16 protein-coding genes are annotated in these 21383 nt (G+C 71.9%); 7 read left to right on the top strand and 9 right to left on the bottom strand.

The window, feature by feature from the left end; all coding sequences use genetic code 11:
- Nucleotides 1-3: 3 nt before the first annotated feature.
- Both QT196_RS17920 and nuoN read left to right on the top strand, forming a co-directional pair.
- Nucleotides 4-1662, top strand: coding sequence for an NADH-quinone oxidoreductase subunit M (locus QT196_RS17920; RefSeq protein ID WP_168480007.1), 1659 nt, complete (start codon nt 4-6; stop codon nt 1660-1662).
- A complete protein-coding gene (nuoN, locus tag QT196_RS17915) occupies nt 1659-3311 on the top strand; it encodes an NADH-quinone oxidoreductase subunit NuoN (protein ID WP_168480005.1) in 1653 nt (550 codons plus the stop codon). Before QT196_RS17920 ends, nuoN begins: the two co-directional genes overlap by 4 nt.
- A gap of 85 nt (nt 3312-3396) precedes the next feature.
- Here nuoN and QT196_RS17910 read toward each other — a convergent pair whose 3' ends face one another.
- Together QT196_RS17910 and fahA are read right to left on the bottom strand one after the other, a co-directional pair.
- A complete protein-coding gene (locus tag QT196_RS17910) occupies nt 3397-3885 on the bottom strand; it encodes a hypothetical protein (protein WP_168480003.1) in 489 nt (162 codons plus the stop codon).
- A gap of 230 nt (nt 3886-4115) precedes the next feature.
- Nucleotides 4116-5318, bottom strand: coding sequence for a fumarylacetoacetase (fahA, locus tag QT196_RS17905; protein ID WP_168480001.1), 1203 nt, complete (start codon nt 5316-5318; stop codon nt 4116-4118).
- Between the two features lie 356 nt (nt 5319-5674).
- Here fahA and QT196_RS17900 point away from each other — a divergent pair, with 356 nt between their 5' ends.
- The 5 genes from QT196_RS17900 (at nt 5675) to QT196_RS17880 (ending at nt 11938) form a co-directional block, all read left to right on the top strand.
- On the top strand, nt 5675-6874 hold the full coding sequence (locus QT196_RS17900) for an FAD-dependent oxidoreductase (protein ID WP_168479999.1): 1200 nt from the start codon (nt 5675-5677) through the stop codon (nt 6872-6874).
- 460 nt (nt 6875-7334) lie between these two features.
- Complete coding sequence (locus QT196_RS17895; protein ID WP_168479997.1) at nt 7335-8348, top strand: polyprenyl synthetase family protein; 1014 nt, start codon at nt 7335-7337, stop codon at nt 8346-8348.
- Between the two features lie 307 nt (nt 8349-8655).
- Nucleotides 8656-9915 (top strand): DUF2092 domain-containing protein, encoded by a 1260-nt coding sequence (locus QT196_RS17890; protein WP_290355237.1) that lies wholly within the window; start codon nt 8656-8658, stop codon nt 9913-9915.
- A gap of 96 nt (nt 9916-10011) precedes the next feature.
- Entirely contained in the window at nt 10012-11076 is a 1065-nt protein-coding gene (locus tag QT196_RS17885) for an ABC transporter ATP-binding protein (RefSeq protein ID WP_290355236.1), read from the top strand.
- Nucleotides 11063-11938 carry an ABC transporter permease gene (locus QT196_RS17880; protein WP_290355235.1) on the top strand — a complete coding sequence of 292 codons (876 nt, stop codon included), beginning with the start codon at nt 11063-11065 and terminating at the stop codon, nt 11936-11938. The genes QT196_RS17885 and QT196_RS17880 overlap by 14 nt, the downstream gene beginning before the upstream one ends.
- Here QT196_RS17880 and rarD read toward each other — a convergent pair.
- The 7 genes from rarD to QT196_RS17845 all read right to left on the bottom strand — a co-directional run bounded on the left by rarD (nt 11928) and on the right by QT196_RS17845 (nt 21345).
- Nucleotides 11928-12956 (bottom strand): EamA family transporter RarD, encoded by a 1029-nt coding sequence (gene rarD, locus QT196_RS17875; protein WP_290355234.1) that lies wholly within the window; start codon nt 12954-12956, stop codon nt 11928-11930. The genes QT196_RS17880 and rarD overlap by 11 nt on opposite strands.
- Nucleotides 12957-13076: 120 nt before the next feature.
- A complete protein-coding gene (locus QT196_RS17870) occupies nt 13077-13961 on the bottom strand; it encodes an SDR family oxidoreductase (protein ID WP_266738307.1) in 885 nt (294 codons plus the stop codon).
- Between the two features lie 237 nt (nt 13962-14198).
- Nucleotides 14199-15293, bottom strand: a complete 1095-nt coding sequence (locus QT196_RS17865) for a 2-oxoacid:ferredoxin oxidoreductase subunit beta (RefSeq protein ID WP_168479984.1) — start codon at nt 15291-15293, stop codon at nt 14199-14201.
- Nucleotides 15286-17238, bottom strand: coding sequence for a 2-oxoacid:acceptor oxidoreductase subunit alpha (locus QT196_RS17860; RefSeq protein ID WP_266738309.1), 1953 nt, complete (start codon nt 17236-17238; stop codon nt 15286-15288). The genes QT196_RS17865 and QT196_RS17860 overlap by 8 nt, the downstream gene beginning before the upstream one ends.
- Nucleotides 17239-17532: 294 nt before the next feature.
- Nucleotides 17533-18192, bottom strand: coding sequence for a response regulator transcription factor (locus QT196_RS17855; RefSeq protein ID WP_168483811.1), 660 nt, complete (start codon nt 18190-18192; stop codon nt 17533-17535).
- Between the two features lie 302 nt (nt 18193-18494).
- Nucleotides 18495-19808, bottom strand: a complete 1314-nt coding sequence (locus QT196_RS17850) for a sensor histidine kinase (protein ID WP_266738311.1) — start codon at nt 19806-19808, stop codon at nt 18495-18497.
- A gap of 232 nt (nt 19809-20040) precedes the next feature.
- A complete protein-coding gene (locus QT196_RS17845) occupies nt 20041-21345 on the bottom strand; it encodes a sensor histidine kinase (protein WP_168479978.1) in 1305 nt (434 codons plus the stop codon).
- Nucleotides 21346-21383: the final 38 nt, after the last annotated feature.

Below are 21383 nucleotides of genomic sequence, written 5' to 3'. Positions count from 1 at the left end.
GCCATGTCGTTTCCCCTGCTGACGGCGGTGGCCGCGGTCCCGGCGGTCGGTGCGATCGCCACCGCCGCGCTGCCCGCCGCCAAGCGCACCGTGGCCAAATGGCTCGCGCTGCTGTTCTCGCTGCTCACCTTCGCGCTGGCGCTGGTCGTCGCGTTCCGCTTCGACCCGGGTGCGAAGGGCCCCTTCCAGCTCACCGAGTCGCATGCCTGGATCAGCGACTTCGGCGTCCGCTACGAACTCGGCGTGGACGGCATCGCGGTCGCCCTGATCGCGCTGACCACCCTGCTGATCCCCTTCATCATCCTGGCCGGCTGGCATGACGCCGACCCCCTGGAAGAGGCCACGCCCAACCGGCGCTGGCGGCCCACCCAGGGCTTCTTCGCGCTGATCCTGGCCGTCGAGGCGATGGTGGTCCTCTCCTTCGAGGCCACCGATGTCTTCCTCTTCTACATCTTCTTCGAAGCCATGCTGATCCCGATGTACTTCCTCATCGGCGGCTTCGGGGACCGGGCGGGCGGGGACGGCGAGGACCAGGCCGCGAGCCGGCGCTCGTACGCCGCGGTGAAGTTCCTGCTCTACAACCTCGCCGGCGGACTGATCATGCTGGCCGCGGTGATCGGGCTGTACGCCGTCACCGCCGACCAGCTCGGCACCGGCACCTTCTCGCTCCAGCAGATCGTCGAGGCCCGGGCGGCCGGCAAGCTCGACATCGGCACCGGTACCGAACGGCTGCTCTTCCTCGGCTTCTTCTTCGCGTTCGCGGTGAAGGCGCCGCTGTGGCCGCTGCACACCTGGCTGCCGGGCGCCATGGGGGAATCCACCGCACCGGTCGCGGTGCTGATCACCGCGGTGGTCGACAAGGTCGGCACGTTCGCGATGCTCCGCTTCTGCCTCCAGCTCTTCCCGGAGGCCAGCAGCTGGGCGACGCCCGCCATCCTGGTGCTCGCCCTGATCAGCGTGCTCTACGGGGCGCTGCTGGCGGTCGCCCAGCGGGACATCAAGCGGCTGATCGCCTACGCCTCGATCTCCCACTTCGGCTTCATCATCCTGGGCATCTTCGCGATGACGTCCCAGGGCCAGAGCGGCGCGACGCTCTACATGGTCAACCACGGCATCTCGACCGCCGCGCTGATGCTGGTGGCCGGTTTCCTGATCAGCCGCCGCGGCTCCCGGCTCATCGCGGACTACGGCGGCGTCCAGAAGGTCGCCCCGGTCCTCGCCGGTACGTTCCTCATCGGCGGCCTGGCCACCCTGTCGCTGCCCGGTCTGGCGCCGTTCGTCAGCGAATTCCTGGTCCTGGTCGGCACGTTCAGCCGCTATCCGGTGATCGGCATCATCGCCACCCTCGGCATCGTCCTCGCCGCGCTGTACGTTCTCGTGCTCTACCAGCGGACGATGACCGGGCCGGTGAAGACCGAGGTGCGCGGCATGCCCGACCTCCGGGTGCGGGAGCTGCTGGTGGTGGCGCCGCTGGTGGCGCTGCTGCTCTTCCTCGGGGTCTATCCGAAGCCGCTCACCGACCTCGTGAATCCGGCGGTCGGCCACACCCTGTCCGTCGTGGACAAGAAGGACCCCAAGCCCACTGTGCAGGTGGACGCCGGGCCCGGTGGAGGCCGGGCCGGCCAGGCCGTGCAGGATCAAGACCGGGAGGCCGCGAAGTGAGTTCCGTGGCAAGTGTCCACAGCCTGTGGACGGTGGCGCACGGCGCACCGGGCAAGATCCCGGCGCCGCACATCGAGTACGCCCAGCTGTCTCCGACGCTGATCGTCCTGGGTGCGGCGGTGCTCGGCGTCGTCGTCGAGGCGTTCGTGCCGCGCCGGCACCGCTACTACTCCCAGCTGCTGCTGACCGTGGTGGCGCTGGCCGCCGCGTTCGCCGCGGTGATCGGTCTGGCGGCCGGCGGCTTCGGCTCGGCCAAGGCGCATATCGCCGCCATGGGCGCCCTCGCCGTCGACGGGCCCGCGCTGTTCCTCCAGGGCACCATCCTGCTGGTGTCCCTGGTCGCGATCTTCACCTTCGCCGAGCGGCGGCTCGATCCGGCGGCGCACGGCAAGCGTGTGGACTCCTTCGCCGCGCAGCCCGCGGCCGTGCCCGGTGGTGCGGCCGAACAGGCCGCGGTCAAGGCGGGGTTCACCACCACCGAGGTCTTTCCGATCGCGCTCTTCGCGGTCGGCGGCATGCTGGTCTTCCCGGCGGCCAATGACCTGCTGACCCTCTTCATCGCGCTGGAGGTCTTCTCCCTCCCGCTGTACATCCTGTGTGCGCTGGCCCGCCGCCAGCGGCTGCTGTCGCAGGAGGCCGCGGTGAAGTACTTCCTCCTGGGCGCCTTCTCGTCCGCCTTCCTGCTGTTCGGCGTGGCCCTGCTGTACGGCTACGCGGGCACGGTCACCTACGCCGGGATCGCCGAGGTGATCTCGGACGGTGCCAAGCAGATCGATCCGGCGCTGGCCGGCACGATGGGCAATGACGCACTGCTGCTGATCGGTGCCGCGCTGGTGCTGATGGGGCTGTTGTTCAAGGTCGGCGCGGTCCCGTTCCACATGTGGACCCCGGACGTCTACCAGGGCGCCCCGACCCCGGTGACGGGCTTCATGGCGGCCGCCACCAAGGTCGCGGCCTTCGGTGCGCTGCTGCGGCTGCTGTATGTCGTCCTGCCGGGCATGCGCTGGGACTGGCAGCCGGTGATGTGGGGCGTCGCGATCATCACGATGCTGGGCGGGGCGATCGTCGCCATCACCCAGACCGACATCAAACGGCTGCTGGCCTACTCCTCCATCGCGCACGCCGGCTTCATCCTCGCCGGTGTCATCGCCACCAGCGAGGAGGGCATCTCCTCGGTGCTCTTCTACCTCGCCGCCTACTCCTTCGTGACCCTCGGCGCCTTCGCCGTCGTCACCCTGGTGCGGGACGCCGGCGGGGAGGCCACCCAGCTGTCCAAGTGGGCCGGGCTCGGCCGGCGTTCGCCGCTGGTGGCCGCGGTCTTCGCGGTCTTCCTGCTGGCCTTCGCGGGCATCCCGCTGACCTCCGGGTTCGCCGGAAAGTTCGCGGTCTTCAAGGCGGCGGCGCAGAGCGGCGCGGGCTGGCTGGTGGTGGTCGGTGTGCTCTCGTCGGCCATCGCCGCGTTCTTCTACATCCGCGTGATCGTGCTGATGTTCTTCCAGGAGCCCAAGGAGGACGGCCCGACCGTCGCGGTGCCCAGCCCGCTGACGACCACGGCCATCGCCATCGGCGTCGCGGTCACCCTGGTGCTCGGCCTGGCGCCGCAGTACTTCCTCGATCTGGCCGGCCAGGCCGGGGTCTTCGTGCGCTGACCACGGCGGCGCGGTACGGCAACGGCCGCCGCCCGGAGCCCTCGGGGGGTTCCGGGCGGCGGCCGTTTTCCGCGTGGCGGGGCGGTCAGCTCTTGGGCATCCCGCTCGGCATCTCCGGCATGTCGGGGATCTTCACGCTGCCGTCGGTGGACTTGGTGTACTTCTCGGTGGGGCCGTTCTTCCAGTCGACGGTCAGGGTCTTGCCGTCCGCGCCGGGCTTGAGGGTGCCCATGGTGCGGGTGGTGTCCCCGTCCGTGCACTTGACCGCGGCCATGGTCATCCCGGCCATCTCCTGGACCTTGCCCAGACAGGCGGCCTTGTGGCCGTTGCTGAACGCGACGGTGCCCTTGGTGACCACCAGGATCAGCGGGTTGCTCTTCGGGCCGGACTTCCAGGCCCCCTCGAACGCGGCGGGGTCCGCGGGCTTGTCGCCGCCTTCCGGAGCCGACGGCGCGTCCGGCGACTTGCTCGGCGTGCTGTCCTTGCCGCTGTCGTTGCCGCCGCTGCTTCCGCAGCCGCTGAGCAGCATCGCGGCGATGGCTGCCGCCCCGGCGATCTGCGCTGCCTTGCGCACGTACGTCTCCTCCGTTGTGGGACCAGGAGACGTGAGGCTAGCAGCGGCCCCGGCACCCGTCCGAGCCGTCGCCCGGATTGCGGCAGCGCCGGTACGGAGTTGGTGTGCGGCTGTGACGTGGGAGCGCCGGTGAGGCGGCGGAAGGGATGCTCCGGGTGGGCCGGGCCGGCCTGGACCGGCCCGGCCCGGCGTACCCGGCGCTCCGCCCGGGTGTGTGAGCGGTGCGCCGTTCACCCCGTCGGCAGGATGCGGCCGGTGACCTCGCCCAGGCCGATGCGGGCGCCGTCGGGGCCGGGCGCCCAGGCGGTGAGGGTGACCTCGTCGCCGTCCTGGAGGTAGGGGCCCTTGCCCCGGGTGAGTTCCAGCAGGCAGCCGAGCTGGTCGGGGTCGGGCCCGGAGACGGTGCCGGAGGCGAACAGATCGCCGGTGCGCAGCGAGGCGCCGTTGACCGTCATATGGGCGAGCTGCTGGGCGGCCGTCCAGTACATGGCGGAGAACGGCGGCCGGGAGACCGTCTCGCCGTTGATCCGCACCTCGATACGGATGTCGATGCCGCCCGGCTCCGCACCCGCGTCGTCGAGGTAGGGCAGCAGCGGGAAGTCCCGGGCGGGCGGCGCCGTACGGGCCTCGTCGAGGGCGTCGAGCGGGGTGATCCAGGCGGAGACGGAGGTGGCGAAGGACTTGCCGAGGAACGGGCCGAGCGGCACGTACTCCCAGGCCTGGATGTCGCGGGCGGACCAGTCGTTGAGGAGGCAGACGCCGAAGACATGGTCGCGGAAGGCGCCCAGTCCGACCGGTTCGTGGAGCGTGGAGGGCGCCCCGACGACAAAGCCGACCTCGGCCTCGATGTCGAGACGGAGGGACGGGCCGAAGGCGGGCGCCTCGTCCGCGGGGGCCTTGCGCTGGCCGCTGGGCCGTACGACCGGGGTGCCGGTGACGACCACGGTGCCCGCCCGGCCGTGGTAACCGATCGGCAGATGCTTCCAGTTGGGGGTCAGCGCCGCGTCGTTCGGGCGGAAGATCCGGCCGACGTTGGTGGCGTGGTGTTCGCTGGCGTAGAAGTCGACATAGTCGGCGACCTCGAAGGGGAGGTGCAGCGTGACCTCGGCCAGCGGATGGAACAGCGGCGCCACTTCGCCGCGGTGCGCGGGGTCGGTCACGGCGCTGTGGACGGCCGCGCGGATCTGCCGCCATACGGGACGGCCCGCGGCCAGCAGCGGGTTGAGGGTCGGTGCCGCGAGCAGTTCGGCGTGCGGATGGATGGCGGCGGGCAGCGCGCTCGGCAGGGCGCTCAGATCGAGGACGCTGTCGCCGTAGCGGACGCCGAGGCGGCGCCGGTCGGGCGCGTCGGCGGTGCTGAAGACGCCGTAGGGGAGGTTGTGCGGGCCGAAGGGATCGCCTTCCGCCAGGTCGAACGGGCTCTGCTCGGGCATGGACAGCTCCTCGCGTGCGTCGTCGCCGGTGGGCGGCCGGGGCCGGGTGGCCCGCGGGCCGTGGGGCCGACGATCAGATTACGGCCGGGCGGTGATCAGCGGGGCGGTCTCGGGGCGCGCGGGCGCGCAGGCGTACGCAGACGGTGGGCGGTGGCGCGGTGCGCCGCGCCCCACGCATCGGTCATGTCCGGAAAAGCCTTGCCGCACCGCGCAATTCGGGCCTAACTTCCTTGCCTGACCGGCGGGAGGACGGCGCCACCGGGCGGGAGGGGCCGGACCGGCGGGTGACGGGGCTGTTGCTCCCCCTCGCCGAAGAGGCGGCCGGGCGGCCGTTCTTCACGCGAGGGAGGACCGAAGTGAGCACTCCGGTAGCGGTCATCGGGGCCGGTCCGTACGGGCTGTCGGCGGCCGCGCATCTACGGGCGTACGGCCTGCCGGTGCGGGTCTTCGGGCAGCCGATGGCGAGCTGGCGCACGGGGATGCCCGCGGGCATGCTGCTCACCTCGGCGCCCGCGGCCTCCGGCATCGGCGTCCCGCAGCCCGGCCACACCCTCGGCGACTTCTGCGCGGCTACGGGGGAGGGGCCTTACGTCACGGACCGGGACCTCGTCCCCGTGGAGACCTTCGTGCGGTACGGGCAGTGGGTGCAGCAGCGGCTGGTCCCCGGCCTGGAGCAGGTCCGGGTGGTGTCGGTCGACCGGCGGGCCGACGGCTTCGAGCTGAAGCTGGACAGCGGTGAGCAGGTCGGCGCGCGGGCGGTGGTCGTCGCCACCGGCCTGACCGGGCTGGCGCAGCTGCCGCCGGAACTGGCCGCCGCGCTCCCGGACGGCCCGTCCGCCACCGGGCCGGTCTCGCACAGCTCCCAGCACCGCGATCTGTCCGCGCTGGCCGGCCGGGACGTGGTCGTGATCGGCGCCGGGCAGTCGGCGCTGGAGAGCGCGGTGCTGCTCACCGAGGCGGGCGCGGCGGCCGTACGGGTGGTGGCGCGCGGCCCCGGCGCGGTGGGCTTCGGCGCGCCACCGGACCACCGGTCGCGGCGGCGCCCGCCGTCGCCGTTCGGCGCCTGGCCCCGGCACACGCCGGCGTACCGCGCCGGTGCCTTCCGGCGGCTGCCGGTGCCCGCCCGTCGCTATCTGGGGCGCCGGGTGCCCGTCCCACGGGGGGCGTGGTGGCTGCGGGAGCGCTTCACCGACCGGGTGCGGGTGACGCAGGGGCGCCGGATCGTACGGGCCACCGTCCGCGACGGCCGCCCCGTACTGGCGCTGCGCGGCGCCGACGGGCACGGCGGGGAGGTCGTCGCCGACCATGTGCTGGCCGCGACCGGCTACCGGATGGATCTGGCGGCGCTGGACTTCCTGGGAGCGGGGCTGTGCACCGGGATCGTGGTGCGGGCCGGCGGTCCGCTGCTGGACGGCGGCTTCCGCTCGTCCGTGCCGGGGCTGTATTTCACGGGGCTCCCGGCGGCCGCCTCCTTCGGGCCAGCGATGCGCTTTGTGTGCGGCACGGAGTTCGCCTCGCCGCGGCTGGCCAGGGCGGTGGCGCGGGCGTACGGGTGAGGCGGGGGCGCCCGCACGGGGCCGGGATCCGGTACGCCCGTATGCACGGTGTGCGCCTCAGTCGGCCATGACGGCCGGGGGCGTCGGCGCGGAAGTCGTCCTGCGCCACGGTGATTTCGCCCGTGGCGGTGACCGGTACGTCCGTCCCGGGGACGGGGCGGTGACCGGGGCGGGGCTTTCCGGCCATGGCCGGTCCGCGGGGCCTTGCCGGAGCGGAAGCGGACCGGGGATGCTGGCGGTTGCCGGTCCCGCTCTTCCCGTTCGCCGGTCCCGCTCTTCCGCGTCGCAGCGCGTCAACAGTTGATCCGGAACATCCCGGCCGAGGGGTCGCCGTGCTTCCCGGGCGGTTCGGGGGGCGGGCGCTCACGGTGATCGAACTGCGACCGGATACGCTGGCCAGTGGTGGAGACAGCGACAGATCGACATTCAGTTTGATCGTCAGCAGACAGGAGTACCCCTCGTGACCGTCGTCGGGCCCTTCGGGCTGAGCGTGCGGGACCAGGCTCTTGAGGCCGATGTCCAGGCCGGGTTGGCGGCTGTCGAGGAGGGCCTGCTGGAGGCCACCAAGAGCGACGTGCCGTTCATCACCGAGTCTGCGCAGCATCTCGTGCGCGCGGGCGGCAAGCGGTTCCGGCCGCTGCTGGTGATGCTGGCCGCGCAATTCGGTGACCCCTACAGCCCGGGTGTGGTGCCCTCCGCCGTCGTCGTGGAGCTCACGCACCTGGCGACGCTCTACCACGACGACGTGATGGACGAGGCCGATGTGCGCCGCGGGGTGGCCAGCGCCAACGCCCGCTGGGGCAACTCCGTCGCGGTGCTGACCGGCGACTTCCTGTTCGCCCGCGCCTCGCACATCCTCGCCGACCTCGGTCCCGAGGCGGTCCGGATCCAGGCCGAGGCGTTCGAACGCCTGGTGACCGGCCAGATCCTGGAGACCGCGGGCCCGCGCGACGGCCGGGACCCCATCGACCACTACCTGGACGTGCTGGCGGGCAAGACCGGCTCGCTGGTCGCCGTCGCCTGCCGCTTCGGCGCGATGATGTCGGGCGCCGAGGAGTCGACGGTCAACATCCTCACCCAGTACGGCGAGCGGCTCGGTACGGCCTTCCAGCTGGCCGACGACGTGCTGGACATCGCCAGCGACTCGCACGAATCGGGCAAGACGCCCGGGACGGACCTGCGCGAGGGCATTCCGACGCTCCCGGTGCTGCGGCTGCGGGCGCGGGCCGAGAGCGCCGCCGGTACCCCCGAGGACCGTGCGCTGTGCGAGCTGCTGGCCGGCGACCTCACCGATGACGCCCGGCACGCCGAGGCGCTGGCCGGTCTGCGCGCCCACCCGGCGCTCGAAGAGGCCCGCCGCGACACCGTGCGCTATGCGGAGGAGGCCCGCGCGATGCTGGCGCCGCTGCCCTCGTGCATGGCCAAGTCGGCCCTTGAGGGGCTCTGCGACGCGGTGGTGCACCGAGCGGGCTGAGACCGCCCGCCGTGCCGGTCCCTGAGGTCTCCCGCCCCGCCTGCCTCTGCGATGTGCCTCCGCGTCCCTGAGGGCATGTCCCCGCATCCCCTAGGGAGTGCTCCGCCTCCTGTGGTACGGCCTCCGACCTGAGGTGAGCGTGCGTCATACCTCAGCAGTACGACGAGTTGCTCCCGCGGGCTGACGTTTTCTGCCGGGCGGTTTGGTGAGATGGAACCACCTGAGCGCGGCGGACAGGTCACCATGGGCCCCAGGGGGGAATACGTGGACAGCACAGCAGCCGCCGCACACGACGGAGGTAGGGCAGATGCCACGGAACGAACCGACCGAGGTCACCGACGAATGGGGCGGGGAGCGTTCCCCGAAGCGCCGTAAGGCGGTGCGGTATGGCGTGCCGGTCGCGGTGGCGGGCTTGTCGGCGGCCATGATCGGGCTGGTCCCGGCGTTCGCCGGTTCCGCTCCGGACCTGCCGAAGATCTCGGCACAGGACCTGATAGCCAAGGTCGCCAAATCGGATGTCCAGCAGCTCTCCGGCACGGTCCGGGTCACCACGGACCTCGGCCTGCCGTCCCTGCCGGGCGCCGGAGCGGGCGCCTTCGGCGGCGCCCCGGGCGGCGGCGCGCAGGGCGGGGACGGTGCCTCCGCAGCGCCCCAGAACAAGCTGATGGAGCTGGCGTCCGGTGCGCACACGCTGCGCGTCGCGGCCGACGGCCCCGAGAAGCAGCGGGTCTCCATCGTGGACAAGGGCGCCGAGTACAGCCTCGTCCACAACGGCAAGGACGTCTGGGCGTACGACAGCGGCAGCAACACCGCCGTGCACAACACCGCCCCCGGCGAGCGGTCCGGCAAGCAGCACCGGGCGCCCGAGGGCCTGCCCAAGGACCTGAAGACCGCGACGCCGCAGGACCTCGCGAAGCAGGCCCTGGAGGCGGCCGGTGACACCACCTCGGTCACCGTCGACGGCACCGCCAAGGTCGCCGGACGGGACGCCTACCAGCTGCTGATCAAGCCCAAGCAGGCCGGTTCCACGGTCGGCTCGATCCGGGTCGCGGTGGACGCCGAGAACGGCACGCCGCTGAAGTTCACCCTGACCCCCAAGAGCGGTGGCGCGGCCGCCGTCGACGTCGGCTACACCAACGTCGACTTCGCCAAGCCCGCCGCGAGCACGTTCTCCTTCACCCCGCCCAAGGGTGCCAAGGTCGTCAACGGCGACAAGGAGCGCGCGACCGCGCAGCGCGGGCACGGCAAGGACGCCCCGTCCCGCAAGGAGCTCGCCAAGGGCATGGACGGGCTGAACGTCATCGGCAAGGGCTGGACGTCCATCGCCACCATCAAGGGTGACGGTCCCGGTCTGCCCTCCGGCAAGGACAAGGACAAGGCCAAGGGCGCCGGCGGTGACGTCGGCAACTTCCTGGACAGCATCGGCGACGAGGTCAACGGCAAGTTCGGCTCCGGCCGGGTCTTCAGCACCCGTCTGGTCAATGCCCTGATCACGGACAACGGCACGGTCTATGTCGGCGCCGTCGACAAGCAGACGCTGATCAACGCGGCCAACGCCGCCAAGTAAGGCACCACCGCGGCCTCGCGGGACCGCCGCGCCACCCCTTCGCGGAGGGGTGGCGCGGCGCAGCCCGTGGGCCTTCCGTACGACAGGGGGAAACCGATGCCGGCACCGCCCGCTCCGGGGTCCGGACCGGTGCGCCCGCCCGTCGACGAGCCCGCGGCCACGCCTGCACCCGCCGGGGAGTGGGCGATCGAGACCCAGGGGCTGACCAAGGCGTACCGCGGCGGGCGGCGCGCCGTCGACGGCCTCGATCTGGCCGTACCGCGCGGCAGCGTCTTCGGCTTCCTCGGCCCCAACGGCTGCGGCAAGACCACCACCATCCGCATGCTGATGGGCCTGATCGAGCCGACCGCCGGCCGCGCCCGGGTGCTCGGAGAGCCGATGCCCGCCGCGGGCCGCCGGGTGCTGCCCCGGGTCGGCGCGCTCATCGAGGGCCCGGCGCTCTACGGCTTCCTCAGCGGGCGGGACAACCTCCGCCGGTTCGACGCCGCCGACCCGGCCGCCGATCCCCGCACCCGCGAGGCGCGGGTCGGCCGGGCGCTGGAGCGGGTGGGCCTGGCCGCGGCGGCCGGCAAGAAGGCGCGCGCCTACTCCCTCGGCATGAAGCAGCGCCTCGGCCTGGCCGCGGCCCTGCTCCGGCCGCGTGAGCTGCTGGTGCTCGACGAGCCCACCAACGGCCTGGACCCGCAGGGCATGCGGGAGATCCGGGCCCTGGTCCGCGAGCTGGCGGCGGACGGCACGACCGTCTTTCTCTCCTCCCACCTCCTCGACGAGATCGAGCAGATCTGCACCCACGCCGCGGTGATGGCCCGCGGCCGGCTGCTCACCCAGGGCCCGGTCGCCGACCTCTCCGCCACGGTCCTCGGCCCGCGCGGCCGCGCCAGGCTGACGGTCACCACGCCCGACACCGCGGACGCGGCCCGGGTGCTCAAGGAGTGCGGCGTGACCGGTGTGGAGGTCACCGACGACCGGGTGACGGGCGAACTCCCGCCCCCGGACGCCCCCGTGGGCGGGACGGAGAACGGGGCGCCGCGGGAGGTCGCGGAGCTCAACGCCGCGCTGGTGCACGCCGGTGTGCGGGTCCGCGGCTTCGGCACGGCGCGCGCCTCGCTGGAGGATGTCTTCGTGTCGCTGACCGGGGAGGGCTTCGATGTCGCAGGCTGAGGCGGTGGCGCGGACGCCCCGGCCGTTGTGGTCGCTGGGGCTGCTGCGCAGCGAGATCGCCATGACGTTCCGGCGCTGGCGCACCCTCGCGCTGCTGGCGGTGCTCGCAGGGATACCCGTCCTGGTCGGTATCGCCGTCCGGATCGAGACCGGTGACGGCGGGCCGGACGGTGGCGGTGGCGGTGAGGGCGGCCCGGCCTTTCTCTCCCAGGTCACCCACAACGGCCTCTTCCTGGTCTTCGCCTCGCTGGCGGTGACGCTGCCGTTCTTCCTGCCGATGTCCGTCGGCGTGATCGCGGGCGACTCCCTCGCCGGCGAGGCATCCGGCGGGACGCTGCGCTATCTCCTGGTCGCCCCCGCCGGCCGCACCCGTCTGCTGCTGGTCAAATACGCCACGACCCTGACGTTCTGCCTGGTGAGCACCCTGATCGTGGCGCTCTCCGCACTGGCGACCGGCGCGCTGCTCTTCCCGCTGGGCGAGGTCACCCTGCTCTCGGGCACCTCCGTGTCCTTCGGCGAGGGGCTGCTGCGGGCGCTGGCCATCGCGGTCGCGGTGGCGGTGTCCCTGACCGGGGTGGCCGCCATCGGCCTGTTCGTCTCGGCGCTCACCACCAGCGGCATAGCGGCCATGGCGACCACGGTCGGCCTGCTGATCACCGTGCAGATACTGGACTCACTCCCGCAGCTGCACGCCCTCCAGCCCTACCTCTTCCCGCACTACTGGCTGTCCTTCGCGGATCTGCTCCGCGACCCCGTCTACTGGGACCAGCTGGAGAAGAACCTCGGCCTCCAGGCGCTGTACGCCGTGGTGTTCGGCTCGGCGGCCTGGGCGCGCTTCACCACCCGGGACATCACTGCGTGAGGCCGGTCGGCCGGGGCGTCTCCGGCTGTTCCGCGGTGGGCTGTGCAGCCGCGGCTGCCGGGGCCGCTTCCGTGGCCGCTTCCGGGGGCGGTGCCGCCGCGGCCGCCTGGGCCGCGGCCTCGGCCAGCGCGGCCCGCGCCCGCCCCGCGGTCCGCAGCGCGTCCCAGGTCAGCATCGCCAGCGCCAGCCACACCAGCGCGAACCCGGCCCAGCGCTCCGGCGGCATCGTCTCGTGGAAGACCGTGAGCCCCAGCAGGAACTGAAAGGTCGGCGCCAGATACTGGAGCATCCCGATCATCGTCAGCGGCAGCCGCACTGCCGAGGCGCCGAAGCAGATCAGCGGCACTGCCGTCGCGACCCCGCAGGCCGACAGCAGCAGCGCCTGGCCCGGCCCGGTGGTGAAGCTGGCGTCGCCGCGCAGGCCGAGGAAGACCAGAAAGCCCAGCGCGGGCAGCAGCTGGAGGGCCGTCTCGGCGCTGAAGCCCTCGATCCCGTCGAGCTTGATGCCCTTCTTGACCAGCCCGTACGTCGCGAACGAGAAGGCCAGCGCGAGCGCGATCCAGGGCATCCGGCCGTAGGCGACGGTCATCACCAGGACGGCCAGGGCACCGATCCCCACCGCCGCCCACTGGAGCGGCCGCAGCCGTTCGCGCAGCACCAGGACGCCGAAGGCGATGCTGACCAGCGGATTGATGAAGTAGCCGAGCGAGGCCTCCAGGACGTGCCCGGAGTTGACCGCCCAGATGTAGAGGAACCAGTTCGCCGAGATCACCAGGGTGCTGACCAGGATCAGCCCGAGCCGCCGGGGCTGCCGCAGCAGCGGACCGATCCAGGACCAGCGGCGGAGCACGGCCAGGAGGACGACCGCGACGGGCAGCGACCACACCATGCGATGGGCCAGGATCTCGGACGGCGCGGCGTCGTCCAGCAGGCGCCAGTAGAGCGGCAGCAGGCCCCACATGGTGTAGGCGGCGATGCCGTAGGCGAGTCCGGTGCGCTGCTCGCTTCGAGTCTGCAAAGGGACCCTCCTGGTGGTGCCGTGTCGCCCTGGTGAACGTAGCGCCGCCCGGAGCGCCTGTCATGCCCGTCTTGCCATACGGTCATGACGGTCCGTAGGGGCGGCTCCGGCGGGCCCGCTTCAGGCGGGCAGCCCGTTCGGCCCCTCCAGTCCCTTCAGCGCCTCCGCGATCGACTCGGCGACCGGTGTGGTCGGACGGCCGATGAGCCGGGACAGTTCGCCGGGCGTCGCGGACAGCTCGCCGCGGGCGATCCCGGTGTCCGCGTCGGCGACCAGCCGGGCGCCCAGCGCCGGTACGCCCGCCTCCACCAGCAGCGCCACATACTGCTCCGGCGGCAGATCGCGGTACGCGACGCGCCGCCCGGCCTGCCGTGAGACCTCGGCCGCGTACTCGGCCATCGTCCAGGCGGTGTCGCCGCTCAGCTCGTACACCGTGTTCTCGTGGCCGCTGCCGGTGAGCACGACGGCGGCCGCCTCGGCGTAGTCCCGGCGCGCGGCGGTGGCCACCCGGCCGCCGTCCGCGCTGCCCACGACGGCGCCGGTCCGGAGGGTGGTGGCGAGCGCGCCCGTGTAGTTCTCGTGGTACCAGCCGTTGCGCAGCAGGCAGTACGGCACCCCGGACGCGAGCAGCGCCTGCTCGGTGGCGAGGTGCTCCTCGGCGATCGAGAACGTGGCCGTCGGCCCGCCCAGCACGCTGGTGTACGCCAGCAGCCCGACGCCCGCCTCCCGTGCGGCGTCGATCACCGTGCGGTGCTGGGTGAGGCGCTGCCCCGCCTCGTTCCCGGAGATGAACAGCACCCGGTCACCGGCGGCGAAGGCGCCCTGGAGGGTTTCGGGGCGGCTGTAGTCCGCGGTCTTGATCTCCACCCCGCGGGCCGCGAGGCCGGCGGCCTTGGCCCGGTCGCGGGCGAGCGCGACGATCTCGCCGGGTGTGGTGCGCCGGAGCAGTTCCTCGATGACGAGCCGGCCGAGTGCCCCGGTGGCGCCGGTGACGACGAAGCTCATGAGTACCCCCTGTGGGCGTCGCTGGCTGAGGCCCCGACCGTATGCCTGCGCTAAACGATCGTCTATGACGGGTGTACGGATAGCTCGTGCGGGATCCCCTTCAGCATCGCCCGGCGGCGCGGCACCGGCACGGCGCAGGGGAGGGGCGGCCCGCCGTGAAGCACGGCCCACAACGAACGGGTGCCTCCGGGAACGCCGTATGACGCTTCCCGAGGCACCCGTTTCGGCACCGGTCGGTCAGCCGACGACCGTCCAGGTGTCGTTGCCCGTCAGCAGTGAGGCGAGGTCGCCCTTGCCCTTCTGCTCGATGGCGGCGTCCAGCTGGTCGGACATCAGGGTGTCGTAGACCGGCCGGTCGACGCTGCGCAGCACACCGATGGGGGTGTGGTGCAGGGTGTCGGCGTCGGCGAGCCGGGAGAGCGCGAAGGCCGTCGTGGGCGAGGGGTTGTGGGCGTCGTGCACCAGCACCCCGCCGGTCCCCTCCTCCCGGACGTCGATGACCTTGAGGTCGCCGGTGGCCGGGTCGCGGACCACGCCCTTGGAGCCGAAGCCGTCGGGGGCCAGCGCGCCGAAGCGGATCGGCTGCCCGTGCTCCAGCCGGATCACGGCCTCCTCGGCCTGCTCCTTGTCCTTGAGTGCCTCGAAGGCGCCGTCGTTGAAGATGTTGCAGTTCTGGTAGATCTCCACCAGGGCCGTGCCGGGGTGGGCGGCGGCCTCGCGCAGCACCGAGGTGAGGTGCTTGCGATCGGAGTCGACGGTGCGGGCCACGAAGGACGCCTCGGCGCCGAGCGCCAGCGAGACCGGGTTGAACGGCGCGTCCAGCGAGCCCATCGGCGTCGACTTGGTGATCTTGCCGACCTCGGAGGTGGGGCTGTACTGGCCCTTGGTCAGACCGTAGATCCGGTTGTTGAACAGCAGGATCTTGAGGTTGACGTTGCGCCGCAGGGCGTGGATGAGGTGGTTGCCGCCGATGGACAGCGCATCGCCGTCACCCGTGACGACCCAGACGGACAGATCGCGCCGCGAGGACGCCAGGCCGGTGGCGATCGCCGGGGCGCGGCCGTGGATGGAGTGCATCCCGTAGGTGTTCATGTAGTACGGGAAGCGGGACGAGCAGCCGATGCCGGAGACGAAGACGATGTTTTCCTTCGCCAGGCCGAGCTCGGGCATGAAGCCCTGCACGGCGGCGAGGACGGCGTAGTCACCGCAGCCGGGGCACCAGCGCACTTCCTGATCGGACTTGAAGTCCTTCATGGACTGCTTGGCGTCGGCCTTGGGCACCAGGGAGAGCGCCTCGATCTGCGAGGGCCTCTCCGAGATCGCCTCAGTCATTGATGGCCTCCTTAAAGACCTCCGCGAGCTGCTCGGCCTTGAACGGCATTCCGCTGACCTGGGTGTGCGACTGCGCGTCGACGAGGTACTTGGCGCGCAGCAGCATGGCGAGCTGTCCGAGGTTCATCTCCGGCACGATCACCTTGTCGTAACGCGCCAGGACCTCGCCGAGATTCCGCGGGAAGGGGTTGAGATGGCGCAGATGGGCCTGCGCGATGCGGTCTCCCGCACGCCGGACGCGCCGGACCGCCGCGGTGATCGGTCCGTACGTCGAACCCCAGCCCAGGGCAAGGGTCCGGGCGCCCTGGCCGCTCTCGTCGGCGGGGTCGTCGACCTCGAGGTCGGGAACCTCGATGCCGTCCACCTTCGCCTGGCGGGTGCGCACCATGAAGTCGTGGTTGGCGGGGTCATAGGAGATGTTGCCGGTGCCGTCCTGCTTCTCGATGCCGCCGATGCGGTGCTCAAGACCCGGCGTGCCCGGCACTGCCCAGGGGCGGGCCAGCGTCTGCTCATCGCGCTTGTACGGCCAGAACACCTCGGTGCCGTCCGCCAGCTGGTGGTTGGTGCCGGAGGCGAACTGGACCCGCAGATCGGGGAGTTCCTCGACATCGGGGATCCGCCACGGCTCGGAGCCGTTGGCCAGATAGCCGTCGGAGAGCAGGAAGACGGGGGTGCGGTAGGTGAGCGCGATACGGGCCGCGTCCAGCGCCGCGTCGAAGCAGTCGGCGGGCGTCTTCGGCGCCACGATCGGCACCGGCGCCTCGCCGTTGCGGCCGTACATCGCCTGGAGCAGGTCGGCCTGCTCGGTCTTGGTCGGCAGCCCCGTCGAGGGCCCGCCGCGCTGGATGTCCACGATCAGCAGCGGCAGCTCCAGGGACACCGCGAGACCGATGGTCTCCGACTTCAGCGCCACACCGGGGCCGGAGGTGGTCGTCACCCCCAGCGCACCGCCGAAGGCCGCGCCCAGCGCCGCGCCGATACCGGCGATCTCGTCCTCCGCCTGGAACGTCCGCACACCGAAGTTCTTGTGCTTGGACAGCTCGTGCAGGATGTCGGAGGCCGGGGTGATCGGGTACGAGCCCAGATACAGCGGCAGATCCGCCTGCCGGCCCGCCGCGACCAGCCCGTAGGACAGCGCGAGGTTCCCGGAGATGTTGCGGTAGGTGCCGGTGGGGAAGTCCTTGGTGGCCGGTGCGACCTCGTAGGAGACGGCGAAGTCCTCCGTCGTCTCACCGAAGTTCCAGCCCGCCCGGAAGGCGGTGACGTTCGCCTCCGCGATGTCCGGCTTCTTGGCGAACTTCGCCCGCAGGAACTTCTCGGTGCCCTCGGTCGGCCGGTGGTACATCCACGACAGCAGGCCCAGCGCGAACATGTTCTTGCTGCGCTCGGCCTCCTTGCGGGAGAGCCCGAACTCCTTGAGCGCCTCGATCGTCAGCGTGGTCAGCGGCACCGGGTGGACGTTGTACGCCTCCAGCGAGCCGTCCTCCAGCGGGCTGGTGGCATAGCCGACCTTCGCCATCGGGCGCTTGGTGAACTCATCGGTGTTGACGATGATGTCCGCGCCCCGCGGGACATCGGCGATGTTCGCCTTCAGCGCGGCGGGGTTCATCGCGACCAGCACGTTCGGCGCGTCACCGGGCGTGAGGATGTCGTGGTCGGCGAAGTGCAGCTGGAAGCTGGAGACGCCCGGCAGGGTCCCGGCAGGGGCCCGGATCTCGGCGGGGAAGTTGGGCAGCGTCGACAGGTCGTTGCCGAACGACGCCGTCTCGGAGGTGAACCGGTCGCCGGTGAGCTGCATACCGTCACCGGAGTCACCGGCAAACCGGATGATCACCCGGTCCAGACGTCGGACTTCTTTGCCTTCGCCGCCGTTACCGGACGCGCGTTGTTCCCCGACAAGCGCTGCGTCGGTCTGCTCGGCTGGGCTACTGACCTGGCTGGTCACTGCTTCGGACCTCCCTCGAGGGGTGCGGCGTCCCCGCCGGAGGCAGGGCTCGGGACGTGTCGTACCGACCGGTTGTCCCATAACCATCGTACGTGGGTAAGGGTGGCCTTCCTTGGGTCGATCGCATGGTGGACGTCGGCATGAGACAGCGATCTGGTGCGTTTGTCATGAAATCACCGCCCCCGTGGCCCCGTTCTTCATGACGCTCCGGACTCCCCCATTGGTTCTACGCCCAAAGTCCTCGACCTGGGCGGAAAACACCTCGAACAGCCCATCTGACAGAGTGTCAGATCCTCAGGAGTTGAGGTAGGTGAGCACTGCAAGCACTCTGCGGTGATCCCCGTCACTCTGCGCCAGACCCAGTTTCGAAAAGATATTGCTGACGTGCTTCTCGACCGCACCGTCGCTGACCACCAGCTGCCGGGCGACCGCGGAATTCGTCCGGCCCTCGGCCATCAGCCCCAGCACCTCCCGCTCCCGGGGTGTCAGATGGGCCAGCACATCCTGCTTACGGCTGCGGCCCAGCAGCTGGGCCACCACCTCCGGGTCCAGCGCGGTCCCGCCCCCGGCGACCCGGACCACCGCGTCGACGAACTCCCGCACCTCGGCCACCCGGTCCTTGAGCAGATAGCCGATACCCCGGGTCGAACCGGCCAGCAGCTCCGTCGCGTACTGCTCCTCGACGTACTGCGAGAGGACCAGCACACCGAGGCCCGGGTGGTCCCGGCGCAGCCGGATCGCGGCCCGCACCCCTTCGTCGGTGTGCGTCGGCGGCATCCGTACGTCCGCCACCACCACATCCGGCAGCGCCCCCTCGTCCGCCAGCTCCCCGATCACCTTGATCAGCGCCTCGGCGTCCCCCACACCGGCCACGACCTCGTGCCCCCGGTCGGTCAGCAGCCTGGTCAGGCCCTCGCGGAGCAGCACCGAATCCTCGGCGATGACCACCCGCACCTTGTCCTCCACGGCTCAGATCCCCCCATGTGTCACCCCGTCCCGCCCCTGCCGGACCCCAGCATCCCAGCATCCGGACGGAAGCGAGGCCGGTAAGGGGGGCCGGGGCGCAGACAGGGGTCCGAGGGGCGCCGGGTGTGGGGGTGGACGGGGCCCGGGTGCTGACCGGGCGGCTTGCCCAGTGCCGTCCGGTGGTCAGCCAGTGCTCTCCGATTGGCGCCGCAGGCGCCGCCCGGCGGTCCTCCGCCAGTGCCGTCCGGTGGTCAGCCGCGCCACGGCGGACAGCCGATGCTCTCCGGTGGTCATCCGCGCCACGGCAGCTCGGCGGTGATGCAGGTCGGGCCGCCGGCCGGGGAGTCCACTATCAGCAGGCCGTCGACGGCATCGAGCCGTTCGGCGAGGCCGGCCAGGCCGGTGCCGCTCTCCGTGTGCGCGCCGCCCTGCCCGTTGTCCGCGACCAGCACCATGAGCCGGTCCGCGTTGGTCCACACATCGAGCGTGGCGCTGGTGGCCCGGGCGTGCTTGGAGACGTTCTGGAGCAGTTCGGAGGCGGTGAAGTAGGCGATGCCCTCGATCGCCGCGGCCGGCCGGCGGTCCAGATCCACGGTCACCGTCACCGGAACCGTGCACCGCGCGGACAGTGCCGACAGCGCCGGGCCGAGGCCCCGGTCGGTGAGGATCGCCGGATGGATGCCGCGGGCCAGGTCACGCAGCTCCCGGAGTGCGGTCTTCACCTCGCCGTGTGCCTCGTCCACCATCTTGGCCGCGGCCTCCGGGTCCTCCGCCAGCTTCTCCTTGGCCAGGCCCAGGTCCATGGCGAGCGCTACCAGTCGCGCCTGGGCGCCGTCGTGCAGATCGCGCTCGATGCGGCGCAGGTCGGCCGCTGCGGTGTCCACCACCACCCCACGGTCCGACTCCAGCTGCGACACCCGGGTGGCGAGCAGGGAGGGCCCGAGCAGGCCGTGGACCATGACGCGGTCGACCTGCGTCAGCCCGTGGATCACCCACGGCCCGGCCAGCACCAGCAGCAGCCCGAACCCGCTGGTGAACCCGATCTCCGTCGGGGTGTCGAGATAGACGCCGTGGCCGTGGCCGTCGCCCCACATCAGGGCGCCCGGCTGGTCGAGATAAGCGGGGAACGTCCACCTCCACAGCGGATAGGCCAGCAGCGCCCAGCCGACGGTCCAGAGCGTCAGCGAGAAGACGAAGGAAAAGATCGCCCACGGCAGGTGCAGCAGGGAGTAGACGACGTGCCGCCAGGACGCACCGCTCTTGAGTACGGCTCCGACCCACCCCATCAGGCCCGGCCTGGAGGCCCGGGGCGGCTCCGGGGCGGCGACCTCCAGCCCCAGCAGGGCGCGGGCCCGCGCCCGCTCCAGACCGCCCAGCGCACGGCTGCCGGCCAGGCCGCCCGCCAGCACCGGGACGCCCAGGGTCGTCACCAGCAGACCGGTGCCCAGCGCGAGCATCGTTATCGCGTACGTGAACATCAGGACGGACATCGGGAGGCTGAGGAGGAGGTAGAGGAACTCCCGCCAGGTGCGCCCGGAGAACGGGGCGCGCAGCCCCACGGGCACCCGGGAGCCGCGAAGTCGCGGTGCGTATGCGGTATCCATCGTCTCGTCGTCCGTTCTGCCGGGCGCGGCCATGCCCTGTCGGCGCCGCTGTCTGCTCCGCCGCTCACTGCGGCTTTTCCGCCATGACAAGCGTCCGCGACCGGCGGCCCCCGCACCATGAGGGTTCTCGCAGTCTTCGCCGGGGGTTATCCCCACCCCCGGACCTGTGGTCGACCACAAGCGGCCGACCACAGCCGGCCGCGCGGCCCCACCCCGACGGCCCGCCGCGTCCTCAGGCCCTCGCCCCGCCGCGCCGACGCGCGGCCCCGACCCCGGCCCCGACTCCGACCCCGTCCCCCGTCCGCTCCCGCCACGGCAGCTCCGCCGTCACCCGCGTGGGCCCGCCCACCGGCGAATCCAGCACGAACAGCCCGTCCACCGACCCCAGTCGCTCGGCGAGCCCGGCCATCCCGCTGCCGCCGTCCAGCCGCGCCCCGCCCTTCCCGTTGTCCGACACCTGGATCAGCAGCCGTCCGCCCGCCCGTCGCCCACGGCCGCCCCTGTCCGAGGCCCCTGCGGGCCCGCCCTCCTGGACCCGCCACACCTCGACGGTGGCCTGCCGCGCCGCACTGTGCTTGGAGATGTTCTGAAGCAGCTCGGAGACGGTGAAGTAGACGATGCCCTCGATGGCGGGCGCGGGCCGCTCGGACAGGTCCACCGTCGTCGTGACCGGCACCGTGCAGCGCCCGGCCAGCGAGGTCAGCGCGGGCCCCAGCCCCCGGTCGGTGAGGATCGCCGGATGGATGCCCCGGGCCAGATCCCGCAGCTCCTGGAGCGCCAGCTTCACCTCGCCGTGCGCCTCGTCCACCATCGCCGCCACGCTTTCGTCCGCCCGGCCCTCCAGCAGCTTCTCCTTGGCCAGGCCGAGCCCCATGGCGAGGGCCACCAGCCGGGCCTGCGCGCCGTCGTGCAGATCCCGTTCGATGCGCCGCAGATCGGCGGCCGCGGTGTCGGTGACCGTCACCCGGTCCGTTTCCAGCTCGGCGATCCGCCGCTCCAACTCGTCGGACGGCGAGAGGAGCCCGCGCACCATCGCCCGGTCCACGTTGGTCAGCCAGCGCGCCACCCAGGGCAGCGCCGGCCACCCCAGGAAGAACAGCACGAAGACGACCAGGAACGTGAGGAGGGCCCACGGCAGCCGGACGAACATGAACAGCGCATGCCGCCAGGCGACCGGATCCTTCAGACTCGCCCACAACCACGCCAGGAACCCCGGGTGCCGCGCCCGCAGCCGGCTCGGCTCCTCGACCCGGACCCCGAGCAACGCCCGCGCCCGGGCCCGCTCCAGCCTCCCGTATTGCCGGCACGCCTGTAGCCCCGTGGCCAGCAGCGGCAGCGTGATCACGATGAGGGACAGCCCGATTCCCGCCACCACCCACACCATCAGCACCGCGAACGCCACACATCCCAAAGGGAAGTTGGCCAGCAGATAGGCGATCTCCCGCCACGTCGCGCCGCTGAGCGGTGCTCTGGGCGGCGGTGGTGTGGCGCCGTCAAGGGCGTCCTCGGCAGTACTGGGGCGGGAACTCTCCGTCATGCGCCCCAGCCTGCCCGGTGGCCGTGCGGGGTGCCATG

It is taken from the genome of Streptomyces sp. P9-2B-2, from assembly GCF_030406865.1.
GTDB lineage: Bacteria > Actinomycetota > Actinomycetes > Streptomycetales > Streptomycetaceae > Streptomyces > Streptomyces platensis.
Note: the sequence above shows the minus strand (reverse complement) of the source record. Positions and strands in the feature narration are given on the sequence as shown.

Bases quoted from the DNA above. Each gene is read 5' to 3' on its own strand.
- QT196_RS17870 (WP_266738307.1), bottom strand. From the start codon at position 13,961: ATGAGCTTCGTCGTCACCGGCGCCACCGGGGCACTCGGCCGGCTCGTC.
- QT196_RS17890 (WP_290355237.1), top strand. From the start codon at position 8,656: ATGCCACGGAACGAACCGACCGAGGTCACCGACGAATGGGGCGGGGAG.
- QT196_RS17880 (WP_290355235.1), top strand. From the start codon at position 11,063: ATGTCGCAGGCTGAGGCGGTGGCGCGGACGCCCCGGCCGTTGTGGTCG.
- QT196_RS17850 (WP_266738311.1), bottom strand. From the start codon at position 19,808: ATGGATACCGCATACGCACCGCGACTTCGCGGCTCCCGGGTGCCCGTG.
- QT196_RS17920 (WP_168480007.1), top strand. From the start codon at position 4: ATGTCGTTTCCCCTGCTGACGGCGGTGGCCGCGGTCCCGGCGGTCGGT.
- QT196_RS17865 (WP_168479984.1), bottom strand. From the start codon at position 15,293: ATGACTGAGGCGATCTCGGAGAGGCCCTCGCAGATCGAGGCGCTCTCC.
- QT196_RS17885 (WP_290355236.1), top strand. From the start codon at position 10,012: ATGCCGGCACCGCCCGCTCCGGGGTCCGGACCGGTGCGCCCGCCCGTC.
- fahA (WP_168480001.1), bottom strand. From the start codon at position 5,318: ATGCCCGAGCAGAGCCCGTTCGACCTGGCGGAAGGCGATCCCTTCGGC.
- QT196_RS17845 (WP_168479978.1), bottom strand. From the start codon at position 21,345: ATGACGGAGAGTTCCCGCCCCAGTACTGCCGAGGACGCCCTTGACGGC.